Origin of the sequence: Pseudoselenomonas ruminantium (genome assembly GCF_900104055.1) — a bacterium.
GTDB lineage: Bacteria > Bacillota > Negativicutes > Selenomonadales > Selenomonadaceae > Selenomonas_A > Selenomonas_A ruminantium_C.
Genome location: NZ_FNJQ01000014.1, coordinates 1 through 25,992, shown reverse-complemented (window position 1 = coordinate 25,992; position 25,992 = coordinate 1). Strand labels below are relative to the sequence as shown.

Genomic DNA, 25,992 nt, shown 5'->3' with positions numbered 1-25,992 from the left:
ACAAAGGAGCTACGAAAAATTTTCATAGCTCCCAAAGTATCTTACCTGTCGTTATGCCTTTACTTCATTGGCGGTCAGGATACATTCCACTTTGATATCCCGATTCTTGCCCAAATCGATGAATTCCCCGCTCAAAGTCTGCACCACAGGCAGGGAACGGACGCGGCTTTCATCGAGATATACGATGCGCGCCTTTTCCCCGTTGCTCAGCCCCACCCAGTTACCATTGAGTGAATGGCAGAGATGCTTGATAAACAGCACGCCATATTCCGTATCCAATTTGCCATCCAGGATATCATCATAGAGCGTAGCAAACACGTCAAAGGGGGAACGCCGTTTGGCAAAGATGCGATCACTGGCCATAGCATCATACATATCCAATATCGCTAAGATCTTGCCAAAGCTGGAGATATTTTCCGCGGTCAGATGATTGGGATAACCCGAACCATCACAGCGCTCATGATGCTGCAATACGCCCCGCATGATATCCTGATTGGCATTGAGGGTGGTCATGCTGATCATATCATGGCTGAACTGCGCATGTTTCTTGACCATATCAAATTCACTTTCCGTGAGGCTGCCCTGCTTGTCCAACACCTCCGCAGGAATCCGCAATTTGCCGATATCCAGGAAAAGCCCGGCAATGACCAGATTATACTGATCCAGCATGGAAAGCCCCAGCCATTTGGCCATCAACCCGGCCAGGATGCCCACATGCAGGCAATGATGCACCAGATACGGTTCCTGATGCTCCATATTATGGATCTGGGACACGGCCTTAGCTCCATCGCTCAGGACCGTGAAGTTCTTTTCATCCATCAGGGCCTGCAAATCAGCAGCATCAAACTGCCCTCTTTCCGCCAATTCCTGGAACATCTTCGCGAGCTTGGTATAGGCATCCTGATAGCAGTCAAGGTATTCATCATCCAATAAGTGATCCTGACCGGGAACTTCCGCTGCCGGCTCCTTTTCCTCGATATAGACCGAAAATATCGGCCGGTCCAGCAGTCCATAAATCATTTCCTTGGTCAAGGCCGTTCCTGTACTGATGAGCACATTTCCCTTTTCATCCATGATATCACGGCCTACAACCAATCCCGACCGTAAGTTCTCCACTGCATACACCTTCAGCACAAGCCATCAGCCTCCCCCAACACAATCACATCCCGTATGTTTATATTATACAGCACAAAATAAGATACGTATAGATTTTTTACAACCTTATCTTATTTCACATGAATCCTGCCCACGGCGATATCCTGCACACCATGCGTGCGGATGTATTCCACCACGATATCCTCCATGGCACCATATACACCCAGCATCCGTGCGCCCTTCAGCATGGTGTAGCCATCACCGCCGGCTGCTGTGAAATCATTCATCGCCACGGTGTATTTTTTCTGCAGGTCCAGAGGCTGGCCATTGATTTTGACATTGCTGATGCGCTGGCCGCCCGGAGCTTTTTTATCCAGATCGAACGTCATGCCGCTGACATTCATAAAGCCGCCAAAAGCCGCTGGCACATATTCCACGGAATGTTCCAGGGCTGCCTTTATGACCTCCCCCTTCAGTTCCACTTTCTGTACGGTATTGCCAAACGGGAAAATCGACAAGATCGTCCCCCGAGTGATCTTGCCCTGTGGCAGGTCTGCCCGCAGGCTGCCACCATTGGCCAGGGCTGCATCCGCCCCCGTTGCCGCACGCAGGGCATCCGCCGTCAGATTCCCCAGTTCCGATTCCTGAGTACGCACGATTTCACGGGCAGAAGTCAGTTCTCTGGGGCTGGAAGCCACGACTTTTTTCAGTTCCTGCGTAGTCGACTCTTTCATCTCAGCCAAAGCCTGCTGCACGCCGGCATCGGGCTGGCCGGCTAGTTTTTCCACGGCCTGCTTATCGAGCAGAGATGCTTCTGCCTTGCGCACCTTATGTCCCTTCACCACGAGTTCCACCTTGCCCAGTTCATTATCATAGCAACCGGTCTGGCAGATCAGCGTCCTGCCGACACGCAAGCCCTTGTTCAGGATAGTATGGCTGTGCCCGTCAATGATGATGTCAAAGCCTGGCACTTCCCTGGCAATGCGTTCCGAGGTGAATTCCGAACTCTTGTCCACGCCCATATGCATCAGGCCAATCACTACATCATGCGATTTCCGCAGCTTGGCCATCATGGTCTTGGCTTCTGTGATCGGATTGGCAAAGAACACCTCCGTCACATTAGCCGGGTTGGTCTTGAACGCTACCTCCGGGGTGGTCAGGCCAATCACGGCAACCTTCACGCCATTGAAGGTAAAACTCTTATAGGGACGGAACAGATAATCTTTTTGCGTTTTGTCATAAGTATTGGCACTCAAGATAGGAAAGTTCAGCATCTTAGCCAGTTCCAGCAACCGTCTTTCCCCATAGTTGAAATCATGGTTTCCCGGCGTCATGGCATCATAACCGGACAGATTGAGCAGCATGGCCATGTTAGCGCCTTTGCTCAGGTTGATGATGGGCAGGCCATGGAAGGTATCCCCACCATCCAAAGCCAGGGTATCTTCATCCGCTGCCTTCTGGGCTCGAATGCCGCCAGCAATCCAGCCCATGCCCAAGATTTTCTGCTCTGCATTTTCCTCCACCCGGGCATGGATATCATTGGTGTGCAGGATGGTGATATGAACGCCATCCTTCTGCACAGATGCACCGGCTGACACCGGCAAGGCCAGCATTATACCTAATGCCAATGCTGTCAATTTCTTTTGCCACATAAAATTCACACTCCTCACAAAACCTTCACTTTGATACATTCGGCATACGATTGTCCAAATCCTCCAATACAAAGCTGAACCATGAAAAAGGGGCTTTTCCAGCCCCTCCATCATTCACTTGAAGAAAACAGACTTGCCGATGAATTCCCTGAGCAGGGAATTATTGGGCACGGCATCTTCCTCTTTGATATCATCGAAATACTGCAGGATATCCAGCAAGCGTTTCGCCTCCGCATGTTCGGGAATGTCCTGGGGAACATTCTGCAGCAGCGGATAAGCATAGCGCTTCAAGATTCCCAATTCGTAAATCAACGCCGAATTGAACATCACATCCGCCTCCTCCTGGAAGGGGAAAATATTCTTCTCCTCACCTTCCCGCACATCCTTCCATTGCTTCAAGGTCTTGAGTGCTCCCGAACCGCGGAACTGATAATCCCGCACGAGCCGACGGATCAGCCGGGCATCGGTTGTCGCAATGCGGTTATGCGCGTCGATATTGAGCTGCGTCAGGGCGCTGATGTAAATCTTGAACTTGCGGCTATGCGGCACATACTCACTGAGCCGTTCATTAAGGCCGTGGATGCCCTCCACGATGATTGGCTGATCCCGGCTCACCGCCAGCCGCCGGGTATCGTCCCATTCCCGATAGCCCGTGAGGAAATTGTAGCGCGGCAGGATGATTTCCTCCCCGGCCAGCAACGCCAGCATATGCTGGTTGAAGAGTTCCACATCCAGGGATTCCAGACATTCATAATCGTATTCTCCCGTAGGCTTCCGGGGCGTATCCTCCCGGTTCACAAAATAATCATCCAACGAAATGGATACAGGCATGAGTTTATCCGCCAATAGCTGTACCCGCAGCCGCTGGGCGAAGGAGGTCTTCCCTGAGGATGACGGCCCCGCAATCAGGATCAGTCGCATCGTCTTCTTGTGCGCCGCAATATGGTCGGCAATATGCGCTATACGCTTTTCCTGCAAGGCTTCGGAAACGCGGATCAGTTCACCGATTCCTCCATGGCGGTTGATGCGGTTGAGATCCGGCACGAAATTGCACCGCAGTGCTGCCGCCCATTCCCGTGACTCGGCCAGCACCTGACTGAGCTTCGGCTGGGGCAGCCGCGCCCGCACCTCCCCCTGCGTATCCACATCCGGAATCCGCAGCAAGATTCCCCCGGCTTCAAAGTCAAGGGCAAAACGCCCCAGTCCTCCCGTATGGCCGATCATCACGCCATAGAGATAGTCATAGAACTCCCCGCACTGATAGAGGCTTACCATCTCCATGTTCAAAGAGGAAATGAGATTGGCTTTCTCAATCTGCCGATTATTCTTGAAAATCCGCACAGCCTGCGCCTTTTCCATCTTCATCTTGATGATGGGACGGTCTTCGGCAATGATTTCCCGCATCCGTTGCTCAATCAGCCCCACGCCGTGTTCCGTCAGGTCATGAAAGTTCCGCAGTTCACAGAAAAGCCCCTTGTTGGCACTGAACTGGGCCACGACTTCCACGGAAGAAAACATCTCATGCACCGCCGTGAACAACACAAACAAGACCGTGCGCCGGTAAATCTTCCAGCCCCGCGCTGTATTGAGCTCGATAAAGTCAATCTTGCCTGACGTGTCAATCTCACTCTGCAAATCCCGGATCTCATTATTGACCAGACCTGCCACGATTTCCGACGCGTAATCCTGCTGCGCCGCTTCTGCCAGTTCCCTTAGTTCGACCATTGCCATAATCATCACCTCATCCCTGATCTTCCCACAGCCTCCGCCCCAAGAGGAAAGCAATAAAAAGACTTAGATATTACTACTATTGTAACATCTAAGCCTTATTTTGGCTATAAAATTGTTAGAAAATTACATAAACATGCAGACAATCTTGTAGAACAACGCGCCCATCAAAGCCGTACACGGAATCGTGAGCACCCAGGCCATCACCATCTGCTGGGCTACCCCCCATCTTACAGCATTGACGCGCTTAGCTGTGCCCACGCCCATGATGGAACCGGACACCACATGAGTGGTACTTACCGGCAGATGCAAAAGCGTTGCGCCGAAGATGACCGTTGAGGAATTGAGGTCCGCTGCGAAGCCGGAAATGGGTTCCAATTTGAAGATCTTGCCGCCGATGGTGCGGATGATCCGCCGTCCGCCCATCGCCGTGCCCAGAGCCATGGCCGTAGCACAGAGCACCTTTACATAAGTCGGCACTTCGAATTCGCCGATATAGCCGCCAGCCAACAGAGCCAGCGTGATGATACCCATGGATTTCTGCGCATCGTTGGAACCGTGGGAGAAAGCCATCATTGCTGCCGAGAGGATCTGCATCTTCTTGAACTTATGATTGATGGCCGAAGGGCTGAACCCGCCAAAAATCCGGAAGAGCAGGAGCATCACGATGCAGCCGGTGCAGATGGCAATGATTGGCGAACCAATCAGGGACAGGACAATCTTGCCAATGCCCCAGAAATTCAGTCCCTGCTCACCTACCGATACCATCACGGCACCGATGATGCCGCCCACCAATGCATGGGACGAACTGGACGGTACGGCAAACCACCAGGTCAGAACATTCCAGATGATGGAGCCGGCCAGTGCCGCAATCAATACATGTTCATCTACCATCTGCGCGGAACTGACGATATCCGCACCAATCGTCTTGGCCACGCCGGTACTGTACATAGCACCGATAAAGTTCAGGCCTGCTGCCATCATGATGGCATGACTCGGATGGATTGCCCTTGTGGACACCGCCGTGGCAATGGCATTGGCGGTGTCATGGAAGCCATTGATGAAGTCAAAGAGCAATGCCAGTATGATGACGGTAAAGATTAAAAGCTGTAACTCATGCATACTTCATTACCACTCCCCGAATCATGTCTGACAATTTCTCGCAATGATCCAGTGTGTCTTCAAGTTTTTCCAATATATCCTTCCATTTGATCAGTTCAATGGGATCTTTTTCCTTGTCAAAGAGATAGGCCACTTCATGACGATACACCCGGTCGCCTTCGCTTTCGAGCTGGGCAATCTTATGGGTGGCATCGAGAATCTGGGCCTGATTTTTCCGAATGTCCTTCAACAGGGAGAACGCACGGATGATTTCCTCCGTCGCTTCAATCAAGAGTTTTGTCAGGGAAACAGCACCGGTCATAGCCTTGCCTGTGCGGTACATCACGATGCGCTGGAGCGTGCCCTGCAGGTAATCCACGCCATCATCAAGGCCGTTGGCCAGTGCATAGATGTCTTCGCGGTCAATGGGGGTGATAAAGGTGAGATTAAGCTTGTCAATAATGGCATCGTTGATACGATCCGCTTCATGCTCAAGGTCCATGATTTCCTTGACCTTATCCGTGGCTTTGCTGTAGTCGAGCATAACTTCGTCCATCATCAGCGCACCTTTATAGAAATAATTGGCGCTTTCCACGAACAAATCAAAGAACTCGCTGTCCTTCTTTTTGAATTTAAACATACTGTTCTGCGTCCTCCCGAAAGAAATATCACATACACACAAGTTAACTATAACATCATTTGCCCTGTGGTTCAACCGCAAATTTTCACATATACGTAAAAACAGGTCAACTCCTACTATTATATAGAGGAGTTGACCTTCGTAAAAAAATATTTTCGTTCGGAAAAATTCATACAGCTGATCAGCCAAATTGACCGGTCAATTGGCCATTTACCAATTCTCCACAGCCTTCAATGCCTTGAGCACCTTCGCTGCTACGCCATGCATCTTCTCTTCCGGCACGCAGCAGGCAGCTACGCGCACGCCCATCTTCAGGGGCACCGCGAAGATCAGGTCATCATGGAGCTTGTTGCAGACGGCCTGCGGATCGGCAGCCGGCACCGACAGGAAGAAACCACCGTTGTAAGGCAGGGCGTTGAGGCCGCATTCCTTGGCTTCTTTCATGAAGACTTCGGCACGCTTCTGGATGGTCTGATAGAAGCTGTCGCGCTCATTCTCATACTGCGCACGCAGGCTTTCATCCTGCTGGATCTTCACCAGCGTGGTCATCGCTGCGCGGTTGATATTGGACCAGGTAGCACGGCTCGTGTACTTGTTGATGTCCTGGAATTCCGTGATGACCGCCTCGCTGGAAGATACACCTACCAGAGCACCGGTACGCTGGCCATAAGCCGTATAACCCTTGGACATGGAGAAAGCGAACATGATGAAGACATTTTCCGGCAGATTGCTGAACTTGCGCATAAAGCGGCGGACTTCATTCTTCTCACCGGCAAAGTCAATATAAGCGATATCCACAAGGATGCTCATCTTCTTGCCCTGCGCAGCGTATTTCTTGGCCAGCGCCAGCACCTGATCCCAATCCTCCTCGGTCAGGCTGAAGCCCGTGGGATTGTGTGCCGGCGTGTTGATGATGACCAGCAGGCTGTCCTGCTCCTGGAAGATTTCCGCTACCTTGTCAGCATAAGCGGAGATATTGAAATTATTATTCGCATCAAAGAGCTTGTAGTTCACGAGCTTGCAGTCACATTCGTTGCAGATGACGTTATAGGTGCCCCAGAACCAGTCAGAAGTCAGCACCTTCGTGCCGCGTTCTGCGTAGTTGGCCACCGCATGATGGATGGCACCCGTGCCGCCCGCCGTAGCACAGGAAGCGATGAAGCCCTCCGGACGGTTGTCGGCAAAGACCAGCTTTTCCACTTCGGCCAGATATGCCGGCAGGCCAGCAATTGGAGCATAACGGAACATCTCTTCCGTTTCCAGTTCGCGGTAAACTTTCTCCACCGTAGGCAGAACGGCCAGACCGCCCTCATCATTCATCATCATGCCGATGGTGGCATTGGTAACTTTGTCCAAACCATGTTTTTCTGCTGCCTTGTTACAAGCCGCCGTAGCTCCAAAAATCGCATCCCGTAACTTCTTATCCGCCGCATGGCTGGCTGCCATTGTCATAAACAAGCTCTCCTCTCAAGTCCATAAAACATTTACTAAGATCTAAAATCTACTCACAGGTAATATAATAACTGTTTCTCTCTGTCCTGTCTACCCAAACAAGTGTATGTATACAATATTTTTGTAAAAATGACTACAATACATGAAAAAAGCCTTCCCCTCCAGGGGAAGGCTAAAGCTTACTGTTTCGGGAAGAATTCGTCGTGAATCGCGTTGACGGCATCTTTCAGCACAGAACCCTTCACAAGGCAGGAAATGCTGATCTCCGACGTGCTGATGATGTCAATGTTGATGCCCTTCTGGGACAGTGCACCGAACATGCGGGCAGCAGTACCGGGGTTGCCCAGCATGCCGGCACCGACGATGGAAACCTTGGCCACGTCTTCTTCGATCAGGACAGCCACAGCGCTGAGTTTGTCGGCTACGCCGTCCACGACCTTCTTGGCCTGCGGCAGGTCACCGGCAGCTACGGTGAAGACCATATCCGTGACGTTCTTCTCGATATTGCGGATGCTCTGCACGATCATATCCACATCGATATTGGCATCAGCCAGTGCAGAGAAGATCTCATGCGCAATGCCCGGCGTATTGGGGATGCCCAGGACAGCAATCTTGGCTACTTTTTCATCATGGGCTACGCCCCGGATCACAAAATCTTTATCTTCCATCGTATAATCCTCCCTAATAAAGGTACCAGTATCAGTCGTAAAAGTAGAACGTACATGAATGGGGATGCCGAAGTACTCACCCATTTCCACGGAACGTGGCTGCATGACACCAGCACCTAAGCGGGCCATTTCCAGCATTTCATGGTAGGTGATCTCACGCATCTTGCGAGCACCCTTGACAATGCGCGGATCAGCCGAATACACGCCATCCACGTCCGTGAAGATCTCGCAGGAATCTGCCTTCAGGGCACCGGCGATGGCCACAGCAGAAGTATCGGAACCACCGCGACCCAGCGTTACATAATCGCCCAGGGAGTTGGCTCCCTGGAACCCCGTGATGACTACCACCTTGCCGGCATCGAGTTCCTTATGCACGCGTTCCGGCTGGATGTCCTTGATACGGCCCTTCGTATAAACATCGTTGGTCTTGACGCCAGCCATCGGTCCCGTAAGGGATACGGCATCCTGGCCGAGCGTCTTGAAAGCCATGGCCATCAGCGAAGCAGACTGCTGCTCACCCGTGGTCAGCAGCATATCCATTTCTCTTGTATATTGATAGGGATTTTTCGTAATCCCTTCTGCCAGTCCAATCAGATCATCTGTGGTATCGCCCATCGCGGAAACCACCAGCACGATTTTGTCACCCGGCTTTTTCTCGCCTAAGACGCGCTTGGCAATATTCATGATTTTTTCCGTGGTCGCTACCGAGCTGCCACCGAACTTCTTTACAATAAGTGCCATAACTCTCCCCCTAAACTTTCATAAGAAACAACTCCGCAGGCCACGGAAAGCTTCTTTTTTGTATACTTGATGTTTAATCGAAACATATTATACCCTAAAAAAAGGCATATGTCTATAAATTTTCACTGATTTATGTAAAATTGTTTATTTACAGGAAACATATTTTGCTTTTCATGTTACAAAGATGCAGCTTTCAGTATTTTTTTACCCGCAAAATGATAAATATTTTCGTATTTCAATTGCAAGCAATCTATTATTGGACATAAGTCCCTTTTGTGCTATAGTATTAGAGATTTATTTACCCATTTATCTTAAGGAGTGTATCATTTTGCAAAACCGTACCATCGGTGTCAGTGAGCGCCTGCCACTGCTTGAAACCCTGCCGCTTTCCCTGCAGCACCTCTTCGCCATGTTTGGCTCCACGGTGCTGGTGCCCATTCTCTTCCATGTGAATCCGGCTACCGTACTGCTCTTCAACGGTATTGGCACGCTTCTCTATCTGACCTTATGTAAAGGAAAGATCCCTGCTTACTTAGGTTCCAGCTTCGCCTTCCTGTCCCCGGTATTCCTGGTACTGGGCCAGTACAGCTACGAAGCGGCTTTAGGCGGCTTTATCGCCGTCGGTCTGGTGTTCTGTATTGTCGGCCTCATCATCAAGGCTGTGGGTACACACTGGATTGATGTGCTCTTCCCGCCCGCATCCATGGGTGCCATCGTAGCCGTCATCGGTCTGGAGCTCATGCCTACGGCTGCCGATATGGCCGGCCTTACGGGCAAGGGTGACAGCACCACGATCTTCGTTTCCCTGATCACGCTGGCCATCACGGTATTTGCCTCTGTTGCCTGCCGCGGCTTCCTGGCCATCATCCCCATCCTGCTGGGTGTGGTTGGCGGTTATATCATCGCCACCATCTGCGGTCTTGTGGATCTGGCCAGCGTGGAAGCTGCTCCCTGGTTCGCCCTGCCGACATTCTATACGCCGGAATTCAATCTCGATGCCATCCTGATCATCCTGCCGGCAGCTCTCGTGGTCATCGCCGAACATGTAGGCCATCTGATTGTCACGGGCAATATCGTCGGTGCTGACCTCGCCAAAGATCCGGGACTTGACCGGTCAATCCTCGGCAACGGTATCTCCACGGTTATCTCTGGCTTCTTCGGCTCCACGCCGAACACGACTTACGGCGAAAATATCGGCGTTCTCGCTATCACGAAAGTATTTTCCACCTGGGTTATCGGCGGCGCCGCTGTCTTTGCCATCGTCCTGTCCTGCCTGGGTAAGCTTGCCGCACTGATTCAGAGCATCCCGACACCGGTCATGGGCGGCGTTTCCCTGTTGCTCTTCGGCGTTATCGCCGCTTCCGGTATCCGCGTACTGGCTGAAAGCAACATTGACTACAACAATCCGCTGAATCTCATGCTGACGGCCATCGTGCTCGGTCTGGGTGTTTCCACGGCCAGCATCACGATTGGCACGATCACGCTCAAGGGCATGTCCCTGGCTACGGTGGTGGCCATCATCCTTTCCCTGGCCTTCCAGCTGATCGGCAAATTCCATCAGCCGGTGGAAAACGACCTGTCCGATGAAGAACAGGAAGCATGACACGTATTGAAGTAACGCTTGATAACGCCTTGACCTCTATGCCGGTCAAGGCGTTTTTAAAAGCGCATACAGGCATATCCAATACCATCTGGAAACGCATCAAGAATTCCGGCACCTTTGCCATCAACGGCGAAATCTGTAATGCCACCATGGCCAATGTCAAAAATGGCGATATCATCACCTATGATATCCTGCGGCCTACGGATATCGAACCGGAAGACCTGCCCTTAGACATCCGCTATGAGGATGAATGGCTGCTCGTCATTAATAAACCCGCCGGCCAGCTCGTGCATCCCACCACCAAGGAAAGCCACGGCACCGTTGGCAATGCCCTGATGCATTACTTTGCCACCCAAGGCGAGTCCCATGCCTTCCATCCCGTTCACCGCCTGGACCGGGATACCAGCGGCCTGCTGCTCGTGGCCAAAGAACCGCAGATACAATATCAGCTTTCCCCGAAGGGCTGCAAGAATTTCAAGCGGGAATATCAGGCGATTATCGAAGGACAGCTTGCCCCGCCTGATGGCATTATTGACGCCCCCATTGCCCGTGCCCTGCCCAGCATTATCCTGCGCAAGGTTTCCCCGGAAGGCCAGAGCGCCCGTACACACTACCGCACGGTCAAAACCAATGTCCAGCTTTCCCTGATTGAACTGGAACTTGAAACCGGCCGCACGCACCAGATCCGCGTGCATATGGCCCATCTGGGACATCCATTGCTCGGTGACGACCTCTATGGTGGCCGGATGGAGCTAATACAGCGGCAGGCCCTGCATGCCTTCCGCCTGAGCTTCAGACATCCCATGACAGGAAAGGAACTGACGATCACAGCTCCGCCGCCGGCGGATTTCCAGCAGATTGCTGCCACCATTTCCACCCCATAATCGCTGTGATATGGTATACTGATTACAAACAGTAAAGCAGGTGAGACTTTATGGACAAACTGGTGCAAAAATTCCTGCAGTGGCTCACGCCCCTCTGGGAAACGTTTTACTTCTTTTACCAGCGTTTCATTGGTTACCATCGCATTTCCAGCTGGTTTGATATGGCTTCGGGCACTACCTATTATTTTCTCTTAGGATTCTTGCCCTTTCTGGTCTTTACCGTCAATCTGATGCTTTTTGTCATGGCCTCGCAAGTGGATGCGCTTTATGGCATGGTCACGCATTATCTGCCCGACCGCATGGCAGGGCCCCTGCTGGGTGATATCAATCGCATCATGGACAGCCGCAGCACCCTTTGGATGTGGGTTACTGGGCTATTTTCCCTATACAGTTTCGTTCAGGGACTGGTGATACTCACCCGGGCCACAGACAGTCTCGACTATGCCCAAACCGAAACCATGGCCCGGGACAACCGTCATAATCTTTTGGTCTATGTCAAGGGCATCATTTTCACATTCGGCCTGATGATAGTGATCTTCCTCTCGCTGGGACTGCCTGTCTTTGGCAACTCATTGGTCTACTACCTTGATGAGATCATCCATTTCCCCGCATTTTTCCTCTCATTATGGAACTTCCTGCGGGTATTCCTGCCCTTTGTCGTGCTGGTGACCTGGCTCACCTTCTTCTATATCTTTGCCCCACATTCCTATACAACTCCTTTCCGGCAAGCCTTCATCACGGCTCTCTTAGTCACCGTTCTCTGGCTGGCCGTGACCGGCATTTACAGTTGGTGCATGACGCTCATCCCCGGCATGGGCATTGCCTATGGCTCACTCTTCGGCCTCTTTGCCCTGTTTGTCTGGTTCAAGTTCATTGTCAGCTTCATCATCTACGGCATCGAATTCTTGATGGCGCTCAACGAAATGGAATTGCGACATAAGGTTGCAGCTATACAGGCACAGGAAAAACAACCCTGACTGTCGAAATTAGCTATGATAACCAATTTCCGAAGGGAGAGGAACGCTTTGGAGGACCTCAAGAAAATCACCAGTAAGTCACTGAAGGATATATACAGTGCCACTCTGAAGACCGTGGAAAAAAACAAGGCACAGATGTTCTCTATCAGCGAGACGGCCCGCAAAGAAGTGGATTTTCAACGAAAGCAACTGGCTGACATAAAGGGGCAGCTGGTGGAAATCATCGCCAAGGTAGATTACCTGGAACGCAAGACACAACAGGGAAAGCAGAGTCTGGCCGCTGCCAGCAAGGCTTTTTCCGCCCAGGATATGCAGGATCTATATGGTGAAGTCGCCTTTATGCTGGATCAACTGCAGGTTTCCAGACAGAAGGAAGAAAGTCTCCGCCGTCAGAGGGATGCCCTGGAAATCAGTCTCCGCGGCTTGGACGGGTTGCTCGAACAGGCTGAGCAGATGACGATGACCATCGGTTCTGTAGCTACCTACCTCAGTTTCCAATTCAGCAAGATAACCCAGCAAATTGAGATTACCGAGGAAAGCCAATCCCTCGGTGCCCGCGTAATCATGGCACATGAAGAGGAGCGAAAGCGCATTTCCCGCAATCTCCATGATACCGTTGCCCAAGGCCTTGCCGCCGCTCTGATGCAATTGAGTATTTGCAAGCTGGCACTGGCAGATGGCGATCCGGAGGGAGCTGCCCATGCCATCGATGATACCAGCGACAATATCAGGAATTGCCTCGCCGATACCCGGCAGGTAATCTTCGATATGCGTCCCATGGCCCTGGATGACAAAGGATTGGCCTTTGCCATCCACCAGCTCTGTACCAGCTACAGAGATAAGAACACCCTGAATATCAGCTATAACCTGAAGGGGGAAGAATATCCCCTGCCCAAACATGTCGAAATCACCATCTACCGGGCTGTGCAGGAATCACTCAGCAATATCCTGCACCATTCCGGCCAGACAAGAGGAAGCATCGATATCGACTATGCACCGGAGGCCCTCAAGATCGTGATAAAAGATACGGGAAAAGGCTTCGACCTGAAAAAAGCCCCGTCGGCAGCTGACGACGAAGACCGCCGCCACTTTGGCCTGGCTTGCATGCAGGAGGGAGCCCGCTTTGCGGGGGCAGACCTCCGCATCACATCCTCCCCCGGAAAAGGTACAACCGTACGGATAAAAGTACCAAGGTAAACCGACCGCCTGTAGCCTGCCTGCAGGGACAGGGTAAAAATTTTTCCATCAGCCTATACGAGAAGTATTTTCTATGATATAATAATCAAGGTTCAACAAAAAATATTGAACAGTTATTCTTAGGGGGTAATGAAAAATGCCATTAGTTGGAACTAAAGAAATGTTCAAGAAAGCTTACGAAGGCGGCTACGCTATCGGTGCTTTCAACGTGAACAACATGGAAATCGTACAGGGTATCACGGAAGCAGCTGCTGAGCTGAACTCCCCGGTTATCCTGCAGGCATCCGCTGGTGCCCGCAAATATGCAAAGGGCCCGTATCTCCGTCACCTCGTTGAGGCTGCTCTGGAAGTCAACGACATTCCTGTTGCTCTGCACCTCGACCATGGCGCAGATTTCGAAACCTGCAAAGCCTGCATCGATGACGGTTTCACTTCCGTTATGTTCGACGGTTCTCACTATGATTTCAAAGAGAACATCAAACGTACGCAGGAAGTTGTTGCTTACGCACATGAACATGGCGTTTGCGTAGAAGCTGAGCTGGGCAAACTGGCTGGTATCGAAGATGACGTTAAGGTTGCTGCTCATGAAGCAGCTTACACGCAGCCGGAAGAAGTAGAAGAATTCGTCAGAGAAACTGGCGTAGACTCCCTGGCTATCGCTATCGGTACTTCCCATGGTGCATTCAAGTTCAAGCCGGAACAGTGCACGCGCAACGCTGAAGGCGTTCTCGTACCGCCCGAACTGCGTTTCGATATCCTGGCTGAAATCGAGAAGAAGATTCCTGAGTTCCCGATCGTTCTCCATGGTGCTTCTTCCGTTATTCCGAAGTACGTTCAGATCATCAACGCTAACGGCGGCAAACTGGACGATGCTATCGGTATTCCTGAAGATCAGCTCCGCAAAGCTGCTAAATCCGCAGTTTGCAAGATCAACATCGACTCCGACCTGCGTCTGGCTCTTACGGCTGGTATCCGTGAGCACTTCATGGCTAACCCGGGCCACTTCGACCCGCGTCAGTATGTTGCTGATGGCCGCGCTTACATCAAAGAACTCGTTGAACACAAGATCAAAGAAGTTCTGGGTTCCGATGGCCGTGCAGACGAAATCATGGCGCTCATCAACGCAAAATAATTGCCCAATCGGCATAAAGAAAGAGGTTCCTTTCGGAGCCTCTTTTTTGTAGGATTTTTCACCACTAAAAATGAGGTCCGCTGACTCGAAAGAGTCGGCGGACCTCATTATATTGCAGTTTATCGGTTTGTTCGTGGTAAAGGTATCCCGGTCATGCGTTGTCAGGGGTGAACGGGGGAGTACTTTTTCTGTTTGCGCTAAACGACCCGCTCGACAAAGTCAGCATTTCTTAGGTTGAATGCGCCGGGCAGGCCAACGGCGCGGCTTTCAGCGTGCTCCCAGTGACTTTTGGCAACGGGCCGGTCTTCGCTTCGCTCAGACTGTCGCTCCAACAGCAAAAGCACTCCCCCGTTCGCCCCCAGGCACGGATTAGGCAATTGGCACGAACCGTCTCTCCCGTAACAAGCACATCGATGTACTTGCAGCTTACAGCCGAAGCCTGCCAATATTGCACAGGCATAACTTTGGGCGGTGGTGGGGATACTTTTTTGACGCCGGAACGACTGCCCGCAGGGCTGGCCCGCAAACAGGCGTTGCTGGAAATTGAGCTGAACATACGCGCCGTCGGCCTGCCCGGCGCAGGTAACTAAACAGTGAGCACTACTGCTGGCGGGTCATTTAGTGAAGGCAGCGAAAAAGTATCCCCACCGCCGCCCCGCTGAGTTGTAACAATTTATTTTAAACACGTACTAACAAACTGCAATTTAGGATACATTTTGCTTAGAACAAGCCGGTAATCTTACCATCGTTGTCGATATCCATATTCTCGGCTGCCGGTTTCTTGGGCAGGCCGGGCATGGTCAGGATATTGCCCGTGAGAGCCACGATAAAGCCGGCACCAGCGGAAATGCGCAGTTCTCTAACCGTAACGGTAAAGCCCGTGGGACGGCCAATCTTCGTGGCATCATCGGACAGGGAATACTGCGTCTTGGCCATGCAGACGGGCATCTTGTCAAAGCCCAGTTCCTTGATTTCGGCCAGTTGCTTTTTCGCTGCATCGGTGAACGTAATGCCATCGGCACCATAGATTTCGCGGGCAATGGCGGTGATCTTCTCCTCCACGCTCTGCTCCACCTCATACATGAAATGGAAATCATTTGGTTTTGCCATGGCTGCTTCGACTTTTTCTGCGAGCTTCAGGCCGCCTTCGCCGCCCTTGGCCCAGACTTCGGACAGGGCCACTTCAGCACCGCGCTTGTTGCAGGCCGCTTCGACAAAGTCCAGCTCCTCTTTCGTATCCGTCGGAAAGGCATTGATGGCCACCACAGCCGGCAGACCAAACTTCTGGATGTTCTCGATATGCTTTTCGAGGTTCTGCATACCGCGCTCCAAGGCTTCCATATTGACCTGACCGAGGTCTTTCTTATCCATGCCGCCATGCATCTTGAGCGCACGGACCGTTGCCACAATGACCACGGCATCGGGATGGATGCCGGCGAAGCGGCATTTGATATCGAGGAACTTCTCCGCGCCGAGGTCTGCGCCGAAGCCGGCTTCCGTAACCACCACATCGGCAAATTTCAGCGCGAACTTGGTGGCCATAACGCTGTTGCAGCCATGGGCGATATTAGCAAATGGGCCGCCATGGATAAAGGCTGGCGTACCTTCGAGCGTCTGCACGAGATTCGGTTTGATGGCATCCTTGAACAGCAGTGTCAACGCGCCAGTCACATTGAGTTCCTTGGCTCTGACCGCACGGCCATCACGAGTATAGGCTACCACGATCTCGCCCAGGCGCTTCTTCATATCCTCAAGGTCAGAAGCCAGGCACAGGATGGCCATCATTTCCGAAGCCACGGTGATGTCAAAGCCCGTTTCCCGGGGTACACCATGCGCCTTGCCGCCCATGCCGATAACCACATGGCGCAGGGCACGGTCATTGAGGTCGAGCACGCGCTTCCAGACCACGCGGCGCACATCGATATCGAGGGCATTGCCCTGCTGGATATGATTGTCGATTACGGCTGCCAAGAGGTTATGGGCCGTCGTGATGGCATGGAAGTCCCCGGTGAAGTGCAGGTTGATGTCCTCCATGGGCACGACCTGCGCATAGCCGCCGCCAGCAGCGCCGCCCTTGAGGCCAAAACAGGGGCCCAGGGACGGTTCACGCAGGGCCACGGCAACCTTCTTGCCCTGTTTATGGAAGGCATCGGCAAGCCCCACGCTGGTGGTCGTCTTACCCTCGCCTGCCGGCGTGGGGTTGATAGCCGTTACCAGCACCAGTTTGCCGTTCTCGCGGTTTTTCACCCGCTGCCAGGCATCGAGGCTGATCTTGGCCTTGTATTTGCCGTAGAGTTCCAGTTCGTCCTCTGAAATCGCCAGTTTCTCTGCGATAAGGCGAATGTCCTGCATCTGTGCGCTCTGCGCAATTTCCACATCGGTTTTCATTGAGCTTTCTTCTCCTCTGCAATTAAACATAAAGCTTCGGAACTGTTTACCAGTTCCTTATATAAGAAATACTGCCGAAGACGCACGATCTCCGGCAGTATTGCCTTAACGATTCAGGTGCGCCTCTGCTGCCTGCACAACATTCTGCATCAGCATCGCGACGGTCAGAAGGCCTACGCCTCCCGGCACGGGGGTAATAGCCCCGGCTATCTCGCTGACGGGTTCAAAATCCACGTCCCCCACTAATTTCTTGGGAGCAATGCGATTGATGCCCACGTCAATAACCGTTGCACCTTTTTTCACCATATCCTGTTTGACAAATTGAGGCTTGCCGATGGCCGCCACGAGAATATCCGCCTGGCGGGTGATTTCCGCCAGATTCTCCGTACGGGAATGGCAGACCGTCACCGTGGCATTCTTAGCCATCAGCAGATGGAACATGGGCTTACCCACGATATTGCTGCGGCCGATGACCACAGCACGCTTGCCCGCAATCTCGATGCCCGCCATTTCCAGCATGCGAATGCAGCCTGCCGGCGTGCAGGGCAGCAGGGCAGGCTCGCCCGTCACCATCTTGCCCACATTGACGGGATGGAAGCCATCCACGTCCTTGGACGGATCGATGCGCCCTACGATTTCCGCCTCAAATTGCGCAATCTGGGCAGGCAGCGGCAGCTGCACGAGAATGCCGTCAATCTTTTCGTCAGCATTCAGCGCATCGATACGAGCGATGAGTTCGTCTTTCGTAGTCTCCTCGGGCAGGGCAATGACTTCGGAGTAAATCCCCAAAGCAGCGCAGGCCTTGTCCTTGTTACGGACATAGACCTCCGAGGCCGGATCATTGCCGACACGGATAACCGCCAGCCCCGGTGCACGGCCATGCTTTTCCTGCAGGGCCATCGCACGTTTGCCGGCATCTTCTTTCAACTGTTGTGCAAAAAACTTACCTTCGAGAATTTTTGCGGACATAGAGTCACCTCAATTTATGGATACGAATACGATTACAAGTAAAAACTAAGCCAGGTACATACGAAGATGGCCACGGACACGATGCCATTGCGCATGAAGTACCGCTGGGTAACCTGACTGAAATCCGTAGGGCTCACAATGCGGTGCTGATAGATCAGCGTTCCCGCTGCAATGCCCACGCCGATAAAGTAGAGCTGCCCTAAGGACATCATTACGCCCACGGCAAAGAAACAGGCAATGCAAATCACATGCATGGCGGCCGACAGCTTAAAGGCATTTTCAGCACCATAGCTTACCGCCAGAGAATGAAGCCCCTGGCTCTTGTCAAATTCCTCATCCTGCGCGCCGTACATGGAGTCAAAGGCGCCAATCCAAAGGGCTACGGCAATGCACAAGAGCACCATCGGCGTCGTAATCTCGCCACTGACACCTACCCAGCCGCCTGCCGGAGCCATGGCAATCGCCACGCCTAAGAACAAATGGCACCAGCCGGTAAACCGCTTGGTGAACGGATAGATCAGGAACGGCAGTGCCGCCAACGGCAGCAGATACAGGCAGATAGGCTGCAGCTGCATGACGGAAAGCACCATCAGCACCAGGCAGATGACGATAAAGACCTTCGCCTCCAACTTGCTGATGCGACCGCTGACCATAGCTCGGTAGCTCATGCGCGGCTGCTGGCTGTCATATTTGAGGTCAGCCAGATTATCCAGCGCCATGGCCGCCGCCCGCCCCGTGGTGATGGCCAGCGCAATCCAGACGAGGTCGTGGATTGTCGGCTGGCCGTTTGCCGCGAGCACTGCCCCCATAAAGGCAAAGGGCAGGTCAAAGATCGTATGGTGCAGGGCTACATTGTTAATATGCGCTTTTATATCAATCAATCGAGACCAAGCTCCTTCCACTTGGCATCAACTTTGGCCTTGATATCCTCTCTCATGCTGATTTCTTCCGGCCATTCACGGGTATGCCCTTCCTCCGGCCAGGTCTTCGTGGCATCGATGCCGAGCTTGGAGCCCCATTTTGCCATCGGCGAAGAATGGTCGAGCACATCGAGCGGCCCTTCCACGATTTCCAGATCGTGCTTGGCATCGATGTTATTATACACCCGCCACCAGACTTCCTTCAAATCCTGTACGTTGACATGGGCATCCACAACGATGATCATCTTGACATTCATCATCTGCCCCATGCCCCAGAGTGCATGCATGACCTTGCGGGCCTGCATGGGATACTGCTTCTTGATGGACACGATGCAGCAGTCATGGAATACGCCTTCGAGCGGCATATTGATGTCGATGATTTCCGGCTGCATCTGCTGCAGAAGCGGCAGGAAGATGCGCTCCGTGGCCTTGGCCAGATAGCAGTCTTCCATGGGCGGCTTGCCCACCACCGTGGAGAAATAGATCGGATCTTTGCGATGGGTGATGGCCGTGATATGGAACACGGGATAATCATCAGCCAGGGAATAATAGCCCGTATGGTCGCCAAAGGGACCTTCCCGGCGCTTCTCATCGGTCAGCACATAGCCTTCGAGGATGATTTCCGCAGTTGCCGGCACTTCGATATCCACAGTCTTACACTTGACCATTTCCACGGATTTATGCCGCAGGAAACCGGCGAATACCATCTCGTCGATATCGCGGGGCAGCGGTGCCGTAGCCGCATAGGTAATGACCGGATCAGTGCCGATGGCCACAGCTGCTTCGATGCGGTCACCGCCCTGTGCCTTCATATCGCGGAAGTTCTCGGCGCCGTTCTTATGGATATGCCAGTGCATGCCCGTGGTACGGCTGTCGTATTTCTGCAGGCGGTACATGCCCACATTGCGTTTCCCCGTCTTAGGGTTCTTGGTGAACACCAATGGCAAGGTCACGAAGGGGCCGCCATCGTCGGGCCAGCATTTGAGGATGGGGATTTCGTCCAAATTCGGATTTTCCGTCTCCACCACTTCCTGGCAGGGCGCATGCTTCACGTATTTCGGAAAGTTGATGGCCCGCTTGATCATGGGAATCATGGTCACGACGCTCATCTTGTTCTGCAGGGACACATAGGGAAGCTTCATCATTTCCCGCAGCTCATCCCCCACATCATCGAGCTTTTCGACGCCCAAGGCCATGGCCATGCGCTCATAGCTGCCGAAAGCGTTCATGAGCACCGGCATCTTGGAACCTTTGACATTCTCAAAGAGCAGGGCGACGTTCTTGTCCCCTTCCATCTTGGATACCCGGTCAGTGATTTCCGTGATTTCCAGTTCCGGATCTACTTCCGTCTTGATACGTTTGAGGAGACCTTTTGACTCCAAATCAGCCATAAACTCCCGCAAATCCTTATAAGCCAAGCAAATACCTCCTTTTTATCTGCTTATCTGCGTAAAATATAACGAACGATAAAATAACCTACTTCATAGAGTACAATAATGGGCAAAGCAATCATGGACTGAGTGAACACATCTGGTGTCGGCGTGATGATTGCGCCCACCACGAAGGACAGGAAGATGATGATCCGCTGATACTTCTTCAGGAAAGCCGAAGTAATCAGCCCCAGTTTACCCATGATCGTCATGACCAAAGGCAATTCAAAGATAAAGCCAAAGGGCAGCACAAACATAATGACGAAGTCAAAGTATTTGTTTACCGATAATAATGCCTCGAGTTCCGTATTGCCAAAGCCCAAGAAAAACTTGATGCCCGCCGGCAGTACCAGGAAAAAAGAAAAGGCCAGCCCACAGAAAAAAAGAACGACTGATGTCGGTACCACGATACCAAGCACCATGCGTTCCCTGGTGGTCAGGGCCGGCAGGAAAAACCGCCATACCTGCCAAAAGATAATGGGCAGTGCCAAAAGGAACCCGGCCACGCAGGCCACCTTCAGATAGGTGAAGAAGGCTTCCGCTGGCTGCATATAGTAGAGCTTGCCCGCGGGCAGGGTGATGTAATGCATGATTTCCTGAATGTAGAAATAACCGACACAGCTTCCGAGCGCCGTCGCCATCAGACATTTAATCAGACGGCTGCGCAGTTCGGTCAGATGGGCAATCAGGGACATGCTGCCGTCGTCCATCACCACTTCGGCATCTGCCGGGGCGCCAATCTGCTTTGGCGCCTCGATTTCTTCATATTTTTGTTCTTCTGCCATCTACACCACCAGCTTACTGCTTCGTCTGCTGGTCAGCCTTAGGCAGTTCTTTCGGCTGCTCGGTCACATTCATCATCTGTTGTTCTTCCGGTTTCTTGCTTTCCTCAACAACACCGGACTTGAATTCCTTGATGCCCTTGCCCAGTGCCTTGCCGATTTCCGGCAGCTTGCTCGGCCCAAACACGATCAAAGCGACGAGCACCAACGCACCTGCAGTATATGGACTAATCATGATAATTCCTCCTAAAACCGTTAATCTTTTTACACCTATTCATTATAGCGAAAATCAAGCAAAATCTCAATGTCACAACGTACAAGTTTCCAATAGGATTTTACTATAAGTCCATAAATTTCTCATATGCTTCATGATTAAAAAGGACCAGCAGCTGCTGGTCCTTAAGAAATTATCAGTTACACCATATCATGCTCGATCATGTATTCGGCAATCTGCAGGGCATTGAGTGCGGCGCCCTTGCGGATCTGGTCACCGCAAATCCACATGTTGAGACCGTTCTCGATGGAGTAGTCCTTGCGCAGGCGGCCGACTGCCACATCATTCTTGCCGGAGGTTTCGAGCGGTTGCGGATAGAGCTGTTCATCCGGGTTGTCCACCACTTCGACGCCAGGGAATGCTTCAAGAGCCTTGCGGGCAGCTTCGAGGCTCACTTCGTCCTCGAATTCCACATTGACCGACTCGGCATGGCTGCGGTATACCGGCACGCGAATCGTAGTAGCTGTGATGCGCATAGCGTCATCGCTCATGATCTTCTTGGTTTCATCGATCATCTTCATTTCCTCTTTGGTGTAGAGGTTTTCCTTGAAGACGTCAATCTGCGGCAGCAGGTTGAAGGCGATCTGATAATGCTTCTTGAGCGCAGCTCCCGGCAGGATGTTGGCCGTGACGGGCTTGCCCGCTACGATATCAGCGACCTGCTGCTCGAGTTCTGCCATAGCTTCCTTGCCACCACCGGATACAGCCTGATAGGTGGAAACGACCACGCGCTTGATCTTGGAGATATCATAGAGCGGCTTCAGTGCCATGACCATGATGATCGTGGAGCAGTTCGGATTGGCAATGATGCCCTTGTGCTGGGCAATGGCTTCCGGGTTGACCTCGGGAACCACCAGCGGCACTTCCGGGTCCATGCGGAAGGTACTGGAATTATCGATGACTACGGCACCAGCCTTGACAGCAGCCGGTGCAAATTCCTTGCTGGCACTGCCGCCAGCGAACAGGGCGATATCCACATCCTTGAAGGAATCCACTGTTGCTTCTTCCACCGTGTATTCCTTGCCCATGAACTGGATTTTCTTACCAGCGCTGCGCTTGGAAGCCAGCATCTTCAAATCGGCAAAGGGGAAATTGCGTTCCTCAATCAGGTTCAGGAATTCCTGGCCTACGGCACCCGTTGCACCCAGGATTGCCACATTATACTTTTTCATTAACCTTCATCCTTTCGCTGCTATGCTCTTTATTGCGTTATTTAAAACTCCAGGAGTTTATCCAAACCGATGGTTAAGCCCGTAAGCGTGCGGACCTTCTGTGCGGCCAGCACCACACCGGGCATAAAGGATTCCCGGTTCAGGGAATCGTGACGGATGGTCAGCGTCTGCCCCAAACCGCCAAAGATAACCTCCTGATGGGCCACATAGCCCGGCAGGCGCACGCTGTGGATATGCATGCCCTCGTAGTCAGCACCACGGGCGCCGGCAATCTTTTCCTTTTCTTCAGGATGCCCCTGCTTATGGGCTGCCCGCACCTCGGCAATCATCGCTGCCGTCTGCACGGCCGTGCCCGAAGGTGCATCGAGCTTATTATCATGATGAAGCTCGATGATTTCAACCTCCGGCATATATTTAGCCGCCTGTTTGGCCATCACCATCATCAATACCGCACCGATGGCAAAGTTCGGCGCAATGAAGGCCGGCGTAGCATTTGCTTCCGCCAATTTCCTGATTTCTGCCTTCTGTTCCTCGCTGAGGCCCGTCGTCCCTACCACAGGGCTGACCTTTGCCTTGAGCGCCGTCATCACATTGTCAAAGACCACATCCGGGCGGGTGAAGTCAATCATGACCTCCGGCTTGATCCGTTCCAAAGCAGCTGCCAGATCCGTTTCCACCGTCACATTGTTCTTCGGCAGGCCAACCAGTTCACCACAATCAGCACCACCATGGATATCCACAGCACCCACGAGCTGCAAATCCTCTGCTTCCTGTACGGCTTTCAAGACAGCCTGCCCCATCCGGCCGCAGGCACCATTCACCAATACTGTTACCAAGATACACGCCTCCTATGCATGTTTAAGCTGAAAATATTGTATACTATGTCTATGTGTTATGTCAAGATGTTCTCGACAAAAATACACTAAATATCCGTGATATTCTCAAACTGCTCCCTATATTGCAGCGAGAGAATGGGCAGTATATCCCGCCGTTCCTCCCGACTTGCCACCGTTTCCTGCGCTGCCTGTCGGGCCTTCAGGAGAATATCCATATCATTCAGGACATCGGCCACCTTCAGATCCGGCAGGCCGTGCTGCATCGAGCCAAAGAACTGCCCCGGCCCGCGCAAGCGCAAGTCCTCTTCAGCCAGCTTAAAGCCATCACTGGTTTCGGCCATGATCTTGAGCCTTTCCCTGGCATTTTCCGTCTTCATCTCCGATACGAGGATGCAGTAGGACTTATACTGCCCGCGCCCAATGCGTCCCCGCAGCTGATGGAGCTGTGCTAGGCCAAAGCGCTCCGCATGCTCCACCACCATGATGCTGGCATTGGGCACATTGACACCGACTTCAATGACCGTGGTGGACACCAGGAGCTTGATCTTATCCTCATAGAAAGCCTGCATGACCTGTTCCTTATCTGCCGCCTTCATCCTGCCATGCACCAGGCCGCAGGGCATATCGCGGAAAATCCCATAACACAGTTCATCATAGACTTCCTCCGCCGAAGGCAGGTCGCTTTCCTCATTCAATTCAATCAAGGGACAGACCACATAGGCTTGCCGCCCGGCCGCGAGCTGCTGATGGACGTAATCATAGATTAGGTCCCGCCGGTCCGGCTTGCGCACAAAGGTGCGGATTGGCTGCCGTCCCGGCGGCAGCTGTTGGATCAGGGACACATCCAGATCCCCGTAGACGGTCAATGTCATCGTACGCGGAATCGGCGTTGCCGTCATAACCAATACATCCGGCAGCAGCGTTCCTTTTTTTTCCAGCTCCGCCCGCTGGGCAATGCCGAAACGGTGCTGCTCGTCGGTCACTACAAGGCCAAGCTTGGCAAATTCCACGCCTTCCTGTATCAGCGCATGGGTGCCAATCACGATGTCCACTTCCTGCGCCGCAATCCGCGCATACATTTCCTCACGCTTCTTTTTCGTGAGCCGGCCCGATAGGAAACCAATGCGGATTCCCAATGGTTCCAATTGCCTGCAGAAACCTTCATAATGCTGGCTGGCCAGGATTTCCGTCGGTGCCATCAGCGCCCCCTGATAGCCGTTTTCCACGGTCTTGACCAGCGCCAGCATGGCAATGACCGTCTTGCCCGAGCCTACATCGCCCTGCACCAAACGACGCATGGGCAGAGGGCTTTCCATATCCCGCTGGATTTCCTGCCAGGTACGCGCCTGATCAGCGGTCAATTCAAACGGCAAGGACTTCCTGACCTTGGCTGTCAGCTCACTGCTCAGCAAATGCCGGATACCCTTGCTGTTTTCGCGAGCCTGCCGCTTGAGCAGCAGCAGTCCGCATTGGATCAGATAGAGTTCTTCAAAGGCCAGATGCTTCCGAGCTGCCTTGAGTGCCGTAAAATCCGCAGGAAAATGCATATCCTGCAATGCCTTTTGCCGCGGAAGCAGGTCGTATGACTTCATCACCCGCTGCGGAATCAAGTCATGGATAGCAAGCTCCTCCCCGAACAGACCAGCGATGACCTTGCGGAAGAATTTCTGATTGAGTTTCTCCGTGGCCGGGTAAACCGGCACAATCCCCGCCCGGCTCGCGGGTTCTTCGTCCTCATCCATGATTTCAAAGCTGTGCAGCTGGCTCATGGCAAACTGTCCCCGCCCACCAAAGGCATAAGCAGCCTTGCCGGTCACAAAGACTTTCCTGCCCACCTTTAATTTGCTTTTCAGATACTTCTGATTGAACCAGGTCACCTGCAGAACCCCGGTGCCATCGCCAATCAGTGCCATCAGTATATTCATGCCCCGCCGGCCCCCCTGCCGTTCAGAAACATTCATGATCGTGCCGCCTACCGTTGCCGTTTCCCCGGCCTGCAGTTCCGAGATTTTCGTCAGCACACTCTGATCTTCATAAGTACGGGGAAAATACATCAGCAGGTCATAGACCGTATGCAGCCCCAGCCGTTTCAGCTCCGCCGTTTTCTTAGGCCCTACGCCTTTCACATATTGTATCGAGTCCGTCAGTTGCAAAAAATCACATCCAAAAGTCTTTTCTCAAAAGCCATATTCTCCCTACTATTATAACGCCGTTGTTCCAGTTTTGCCAAAGGCAAAAGTTTCTTTAAATTGCAGTTTGTTGGTTAGTTCGAGCCAAAGTTATCCCGTTTATACGCAGTCAGGGGTTCACGGGGGAGTACTTTTGCTGTTTCCGCTAAACGTCCCTCCCTG

The 25,992-nt window shown here is 52.5% G+C and carries 22 protein-coding genes; 6 read left to right on the top strand and 16 right to left on the bottom strand.

Annotated elements, in window-relative coordinates; all coding sequences use genetic code 11:
- Positions 1-51 precede the first annotated feature (51 nt).
- From BLQ59_RS07295 to BLQ59_RS07265, 7 genes are all read right to left on the bottom strand, one after another.
- On the bottom strand, positions 52-1,134 hold the full coding sequence (locus BLQ59_RS07295) for an HD-GYP domain-containing protein (RefSeq protein ID WP_074572217.1): 1,083 nt from the start codon (positions 1,132-1,134) through the stop codon (positions 52-54).
- A gap of 92 nt (positions 1,135-1,226) precedes the next feature.
- Positions 1,227-2,747 (bottom strand): bifunctional metallophosphatase/5'-nucleotidase, encoded by a 1,521-nt coding sequence (locus BLQ59_RS07290; RefSeq protein WP_074572216.1) that lies wholly within the window; start codon positions 2,745-2,747, stop codon positions 1,227-1,229.
- Between the two features lie 114 nt (positions 2,748-2,861).
- Entirely contained in the window at positions 2,862-4,472 is a 1,611-nt protein-coding gene (locus BLQ59_RS07285; protein ID WP_081342494.1) for a nucleoside kinase, read from the bottom strand.
- 129 nt (positions 4,473-4,601) lie between these two features.
- Complete coding sequence (locus tag BLQ59_RS07280; protein ID WP_074572214.1) at positions 4,602-5,597, bottom strand: inorganic phosphate transporter; 996 nt, start codon at positions 5,595-5,597, stop codon at positions 4,602-4,604.
- On the bottom strand, positions 5,590-6,216 hold the full coding sequence (locus BLQ59_RS07275) for a DUF47 domain-containing protein (protein WP_014424307.1): 627 nt from the start codon (positions 6,214-6,216) through the stop codon (positions 5,590-5,592). Before BLQ59_RS07275 ends, BLQ59_RS07280 begins: the two co-directional genes overlap by 8 nt.
- Before the next feature lie 210 nt (positions 6,217-6,426).
- Positions 6,427-7,668, bottom strand: a complete 1,242-nt coding sequence (locus BLQ59_RS07270) for an aminotransferase class I/II-fold pyridoxal phosphate-dependent enzyme (RefSeq protein ID WP_074572213.1) — start codon at positions 7,666-7,668, stop codon at positions 6,427-6,429.
- Between the two features lie 179 nt (positions 7,669-7,847).
- Positions 7,848-9,077 (bottom strand): aspartate kinase, encoded by a 1,230-nt coding sequence (locus tag BLQ59_RS07265; RefSeq protein ID WP_074572212.1) that lies wholly within the window; start codon positions 9,075-9,077, stop codon positions 7,848-7,850.
- 328 nt (positions 9,078-9,405) lie between these two features.
- On the opposite strand from BLQ59_RS07265, the gene uraA reads away from it, so the two are divergent.
- From uraA to BLQ59_RS16000, 6 genes are all read left to right on the top strand, one after another.
- Complete coding sequence (gene uraA, locus BLQ59_RS07260; RefSeq protein WP_074572211.1) at positions 9,406-10,680, top strand: uracil permease; 1,275 nt, start codon at positions 9,406-9,408, stop codon at positions 10,678-10,680.
- On the top strand, positions 10,677-11,564 hold the full coding sequence (locus tag BLQ59_RS07255) for an RluA family pseudouridine synthase (RefSeq protein WP_074572210.1): 888 nt from the start codon (positions 10,677-10,679) through the stop codon (positions 11,562-11,564). The genes uraA and BLQ59_RS07255 overlap by 4 nt, the downstream gene beginning before the upstream one ends.
- Before the next feature lie 50 nt (positions 11,565-11,614).
- The gene (locus tag BLQ59_RS07250) at positions 11,615-12,541 is read left to right on the top strand and encodes a YihY/virulence factor BrkB family protein (protein WP_074572209.1); all 927 of its coding nucleotides are present in this window, start codon (positions 11,615-11,617) and stop codon (positions 12,539-12,541) included.
- Positions 12,542-12,589: 48 nt separating this feature from the next.
- Positions 12,590-13,738 (top strand): sensor histidine kinase, encoded by a 1,149-nt coding sequence (locus BLQ59_RS07245; RefSeq protein ID WP_176756756.1) that lies wholly within the window; start codon positions 12,590-12,592, stop codon positions 13,736-13,738.
- A 136-nt stretch (positions 13,739-13,874) separates the two neighbouring features.
- Positions 13,875-14,870 (top strand): class II fructose-1,6-bisphosphate aldolase, encoded by a 996-nt coding sequence (fba, locus tag BLQ59_RS07240; RefSeq protein WP_014424300.1) that lies wholly within the window; start codon positions 13,875-13,877, stop codon positions 14,868-14,870.
- Positions 14,871-15,283: 413 nt separating this feature from the next.
- Positions 15,284-15,460 (top strand): hypothetical protein, encoded by a 177-nt coding sequence (locus tag BLQ59_RS16000; RefSeq protein WP_176756755.1) that lies wholly within the window; start codon positions 15,284-15,286, stop codon positions 15,458-15,460.
- A 130-nt stretch (positions 15,461-15,590) separates the two neighbouring features.
- On the opposite strand, the gene BLQ59_RS07235 is transcribed toward BLQ59_RS16000, so the two are convergent.
- The 9 genes from BLQ59_RS07235 to recG all read right to left on the bottom strand — a co-directional run bounded on the left by BLQ59_RS07235 (position 15,591) and on the right by recG (position 25,794).
- Entirely contained in the window at positions 15,591-17,258 is a 1,668-nt protein-coding gene (locus BLQ59_RS07235) for a formate--tetrahydrofolate ligase (RefSeq protein ID WP_074572207.1), read from the bottom strand.
- 105 nt (positions 17,259-17,363) lie between these two features.
- Positions 17,364-18,227, bottom strand: coding sequence for a bifunctional methylenetetrahydrofolate dehydrogenase/methenyltetrahydrofolate cyclohydrolase FolD (gene folD / locus BLQ59_RS07230; protein WP_074572206.1), 864 nt, complete (start codon positions 18,225-18,227; stop codon positions 17,364-17,366).
- A 32-nt stretch (positions 18,228-18,259) separates the two neighbouring features.
- A complete protein-coding gene (locus BLQ59_RS07225) occupies positions 18,260-19,108 on the bottom strand; it encodes a 4-hydroxybenzoate octaprenyltransferase (RefSeq protein WP_081342491.1) in 849 nt (282 codons plus the stop codon).
- Complete coding sequence (locus tag BLQ59_RS07220; RefSeq protein ID WP_074572204.1) at positions 19,105-20,565, bottom strand: menaquinone biosynthesis decarboxylase; 1,461 nt, start codon at positions 20,563-20,565, stop codon at positions 19,105-19,107. The genes BLQ59_RS07225 and BLQ59_RS07220 overlap by 4 nt, the downstream gene beginning before the upstream one ends.
- Positions 20,566-20,588: 23 nt before the next feature.
- Positions 20,589-21,362 carry a twin-arginine translocase subunit TatC gene (tatC, locus tag BLQ59_RS07215; RefSeq protein ID WP_074572203.1) on the bottom strand — a complete coding sequence of 258 codons (774 nt, stop codon included), beginning with the start codon at positions 21,360-21,362 and terminating at the stop codon, positions 20,589-20,591.
- Between the two features lie 13 nt (positions 21,363-21,375).
- Entirely contained in the window at positions 21,376-21,594 is a 219-nt protein-coding gene (gene tatA / locus BLQ59_RS07210; protein WP_073089959.1) for a twin-arginine translocase TatA/TatE family subunit, read from the bottom strand.
- Positions 21,595-21,773: 179 nt separating this feature from the next.
- On the bottom strand, positions 21,774-22,805 hold the full coding sequence (locus BLQ59_RS07205) for an aspartate-semialdehyde dehydrogenase (RefSeq protein ID WP_074572202.1): 1,032 nt from the start codon (positions 22,803-22,805) through the stop codon (positions 21,774-21,776).
- A gap of 41 nt (positions 22,806-22,846) precedes the next feature.
- Entirely contained in the window at positions 22,847-23,641 is a 795-nt protein-coding gene (dapB, locus tag BLQ59_RS07200; protein WP_074572201.1) for a 4-hydroxy-tetrahydrodipicolinate reductase, read from the bottom strand.
- Positions 23,642-23,727: 86 nt separating this feature from the next.
- Entirely contained in the window at positions 23,728-25,794 is a 2,067-nt protein-coding gene (gene recG / locus BLQ59_RS07195; RefSeq protein WP_074572200.1) for an ATP-dependent DNA helicase RecG, read from the bottom strand.
- Positions 25,795-25,992: the final 198 nt, after the last annotated feature.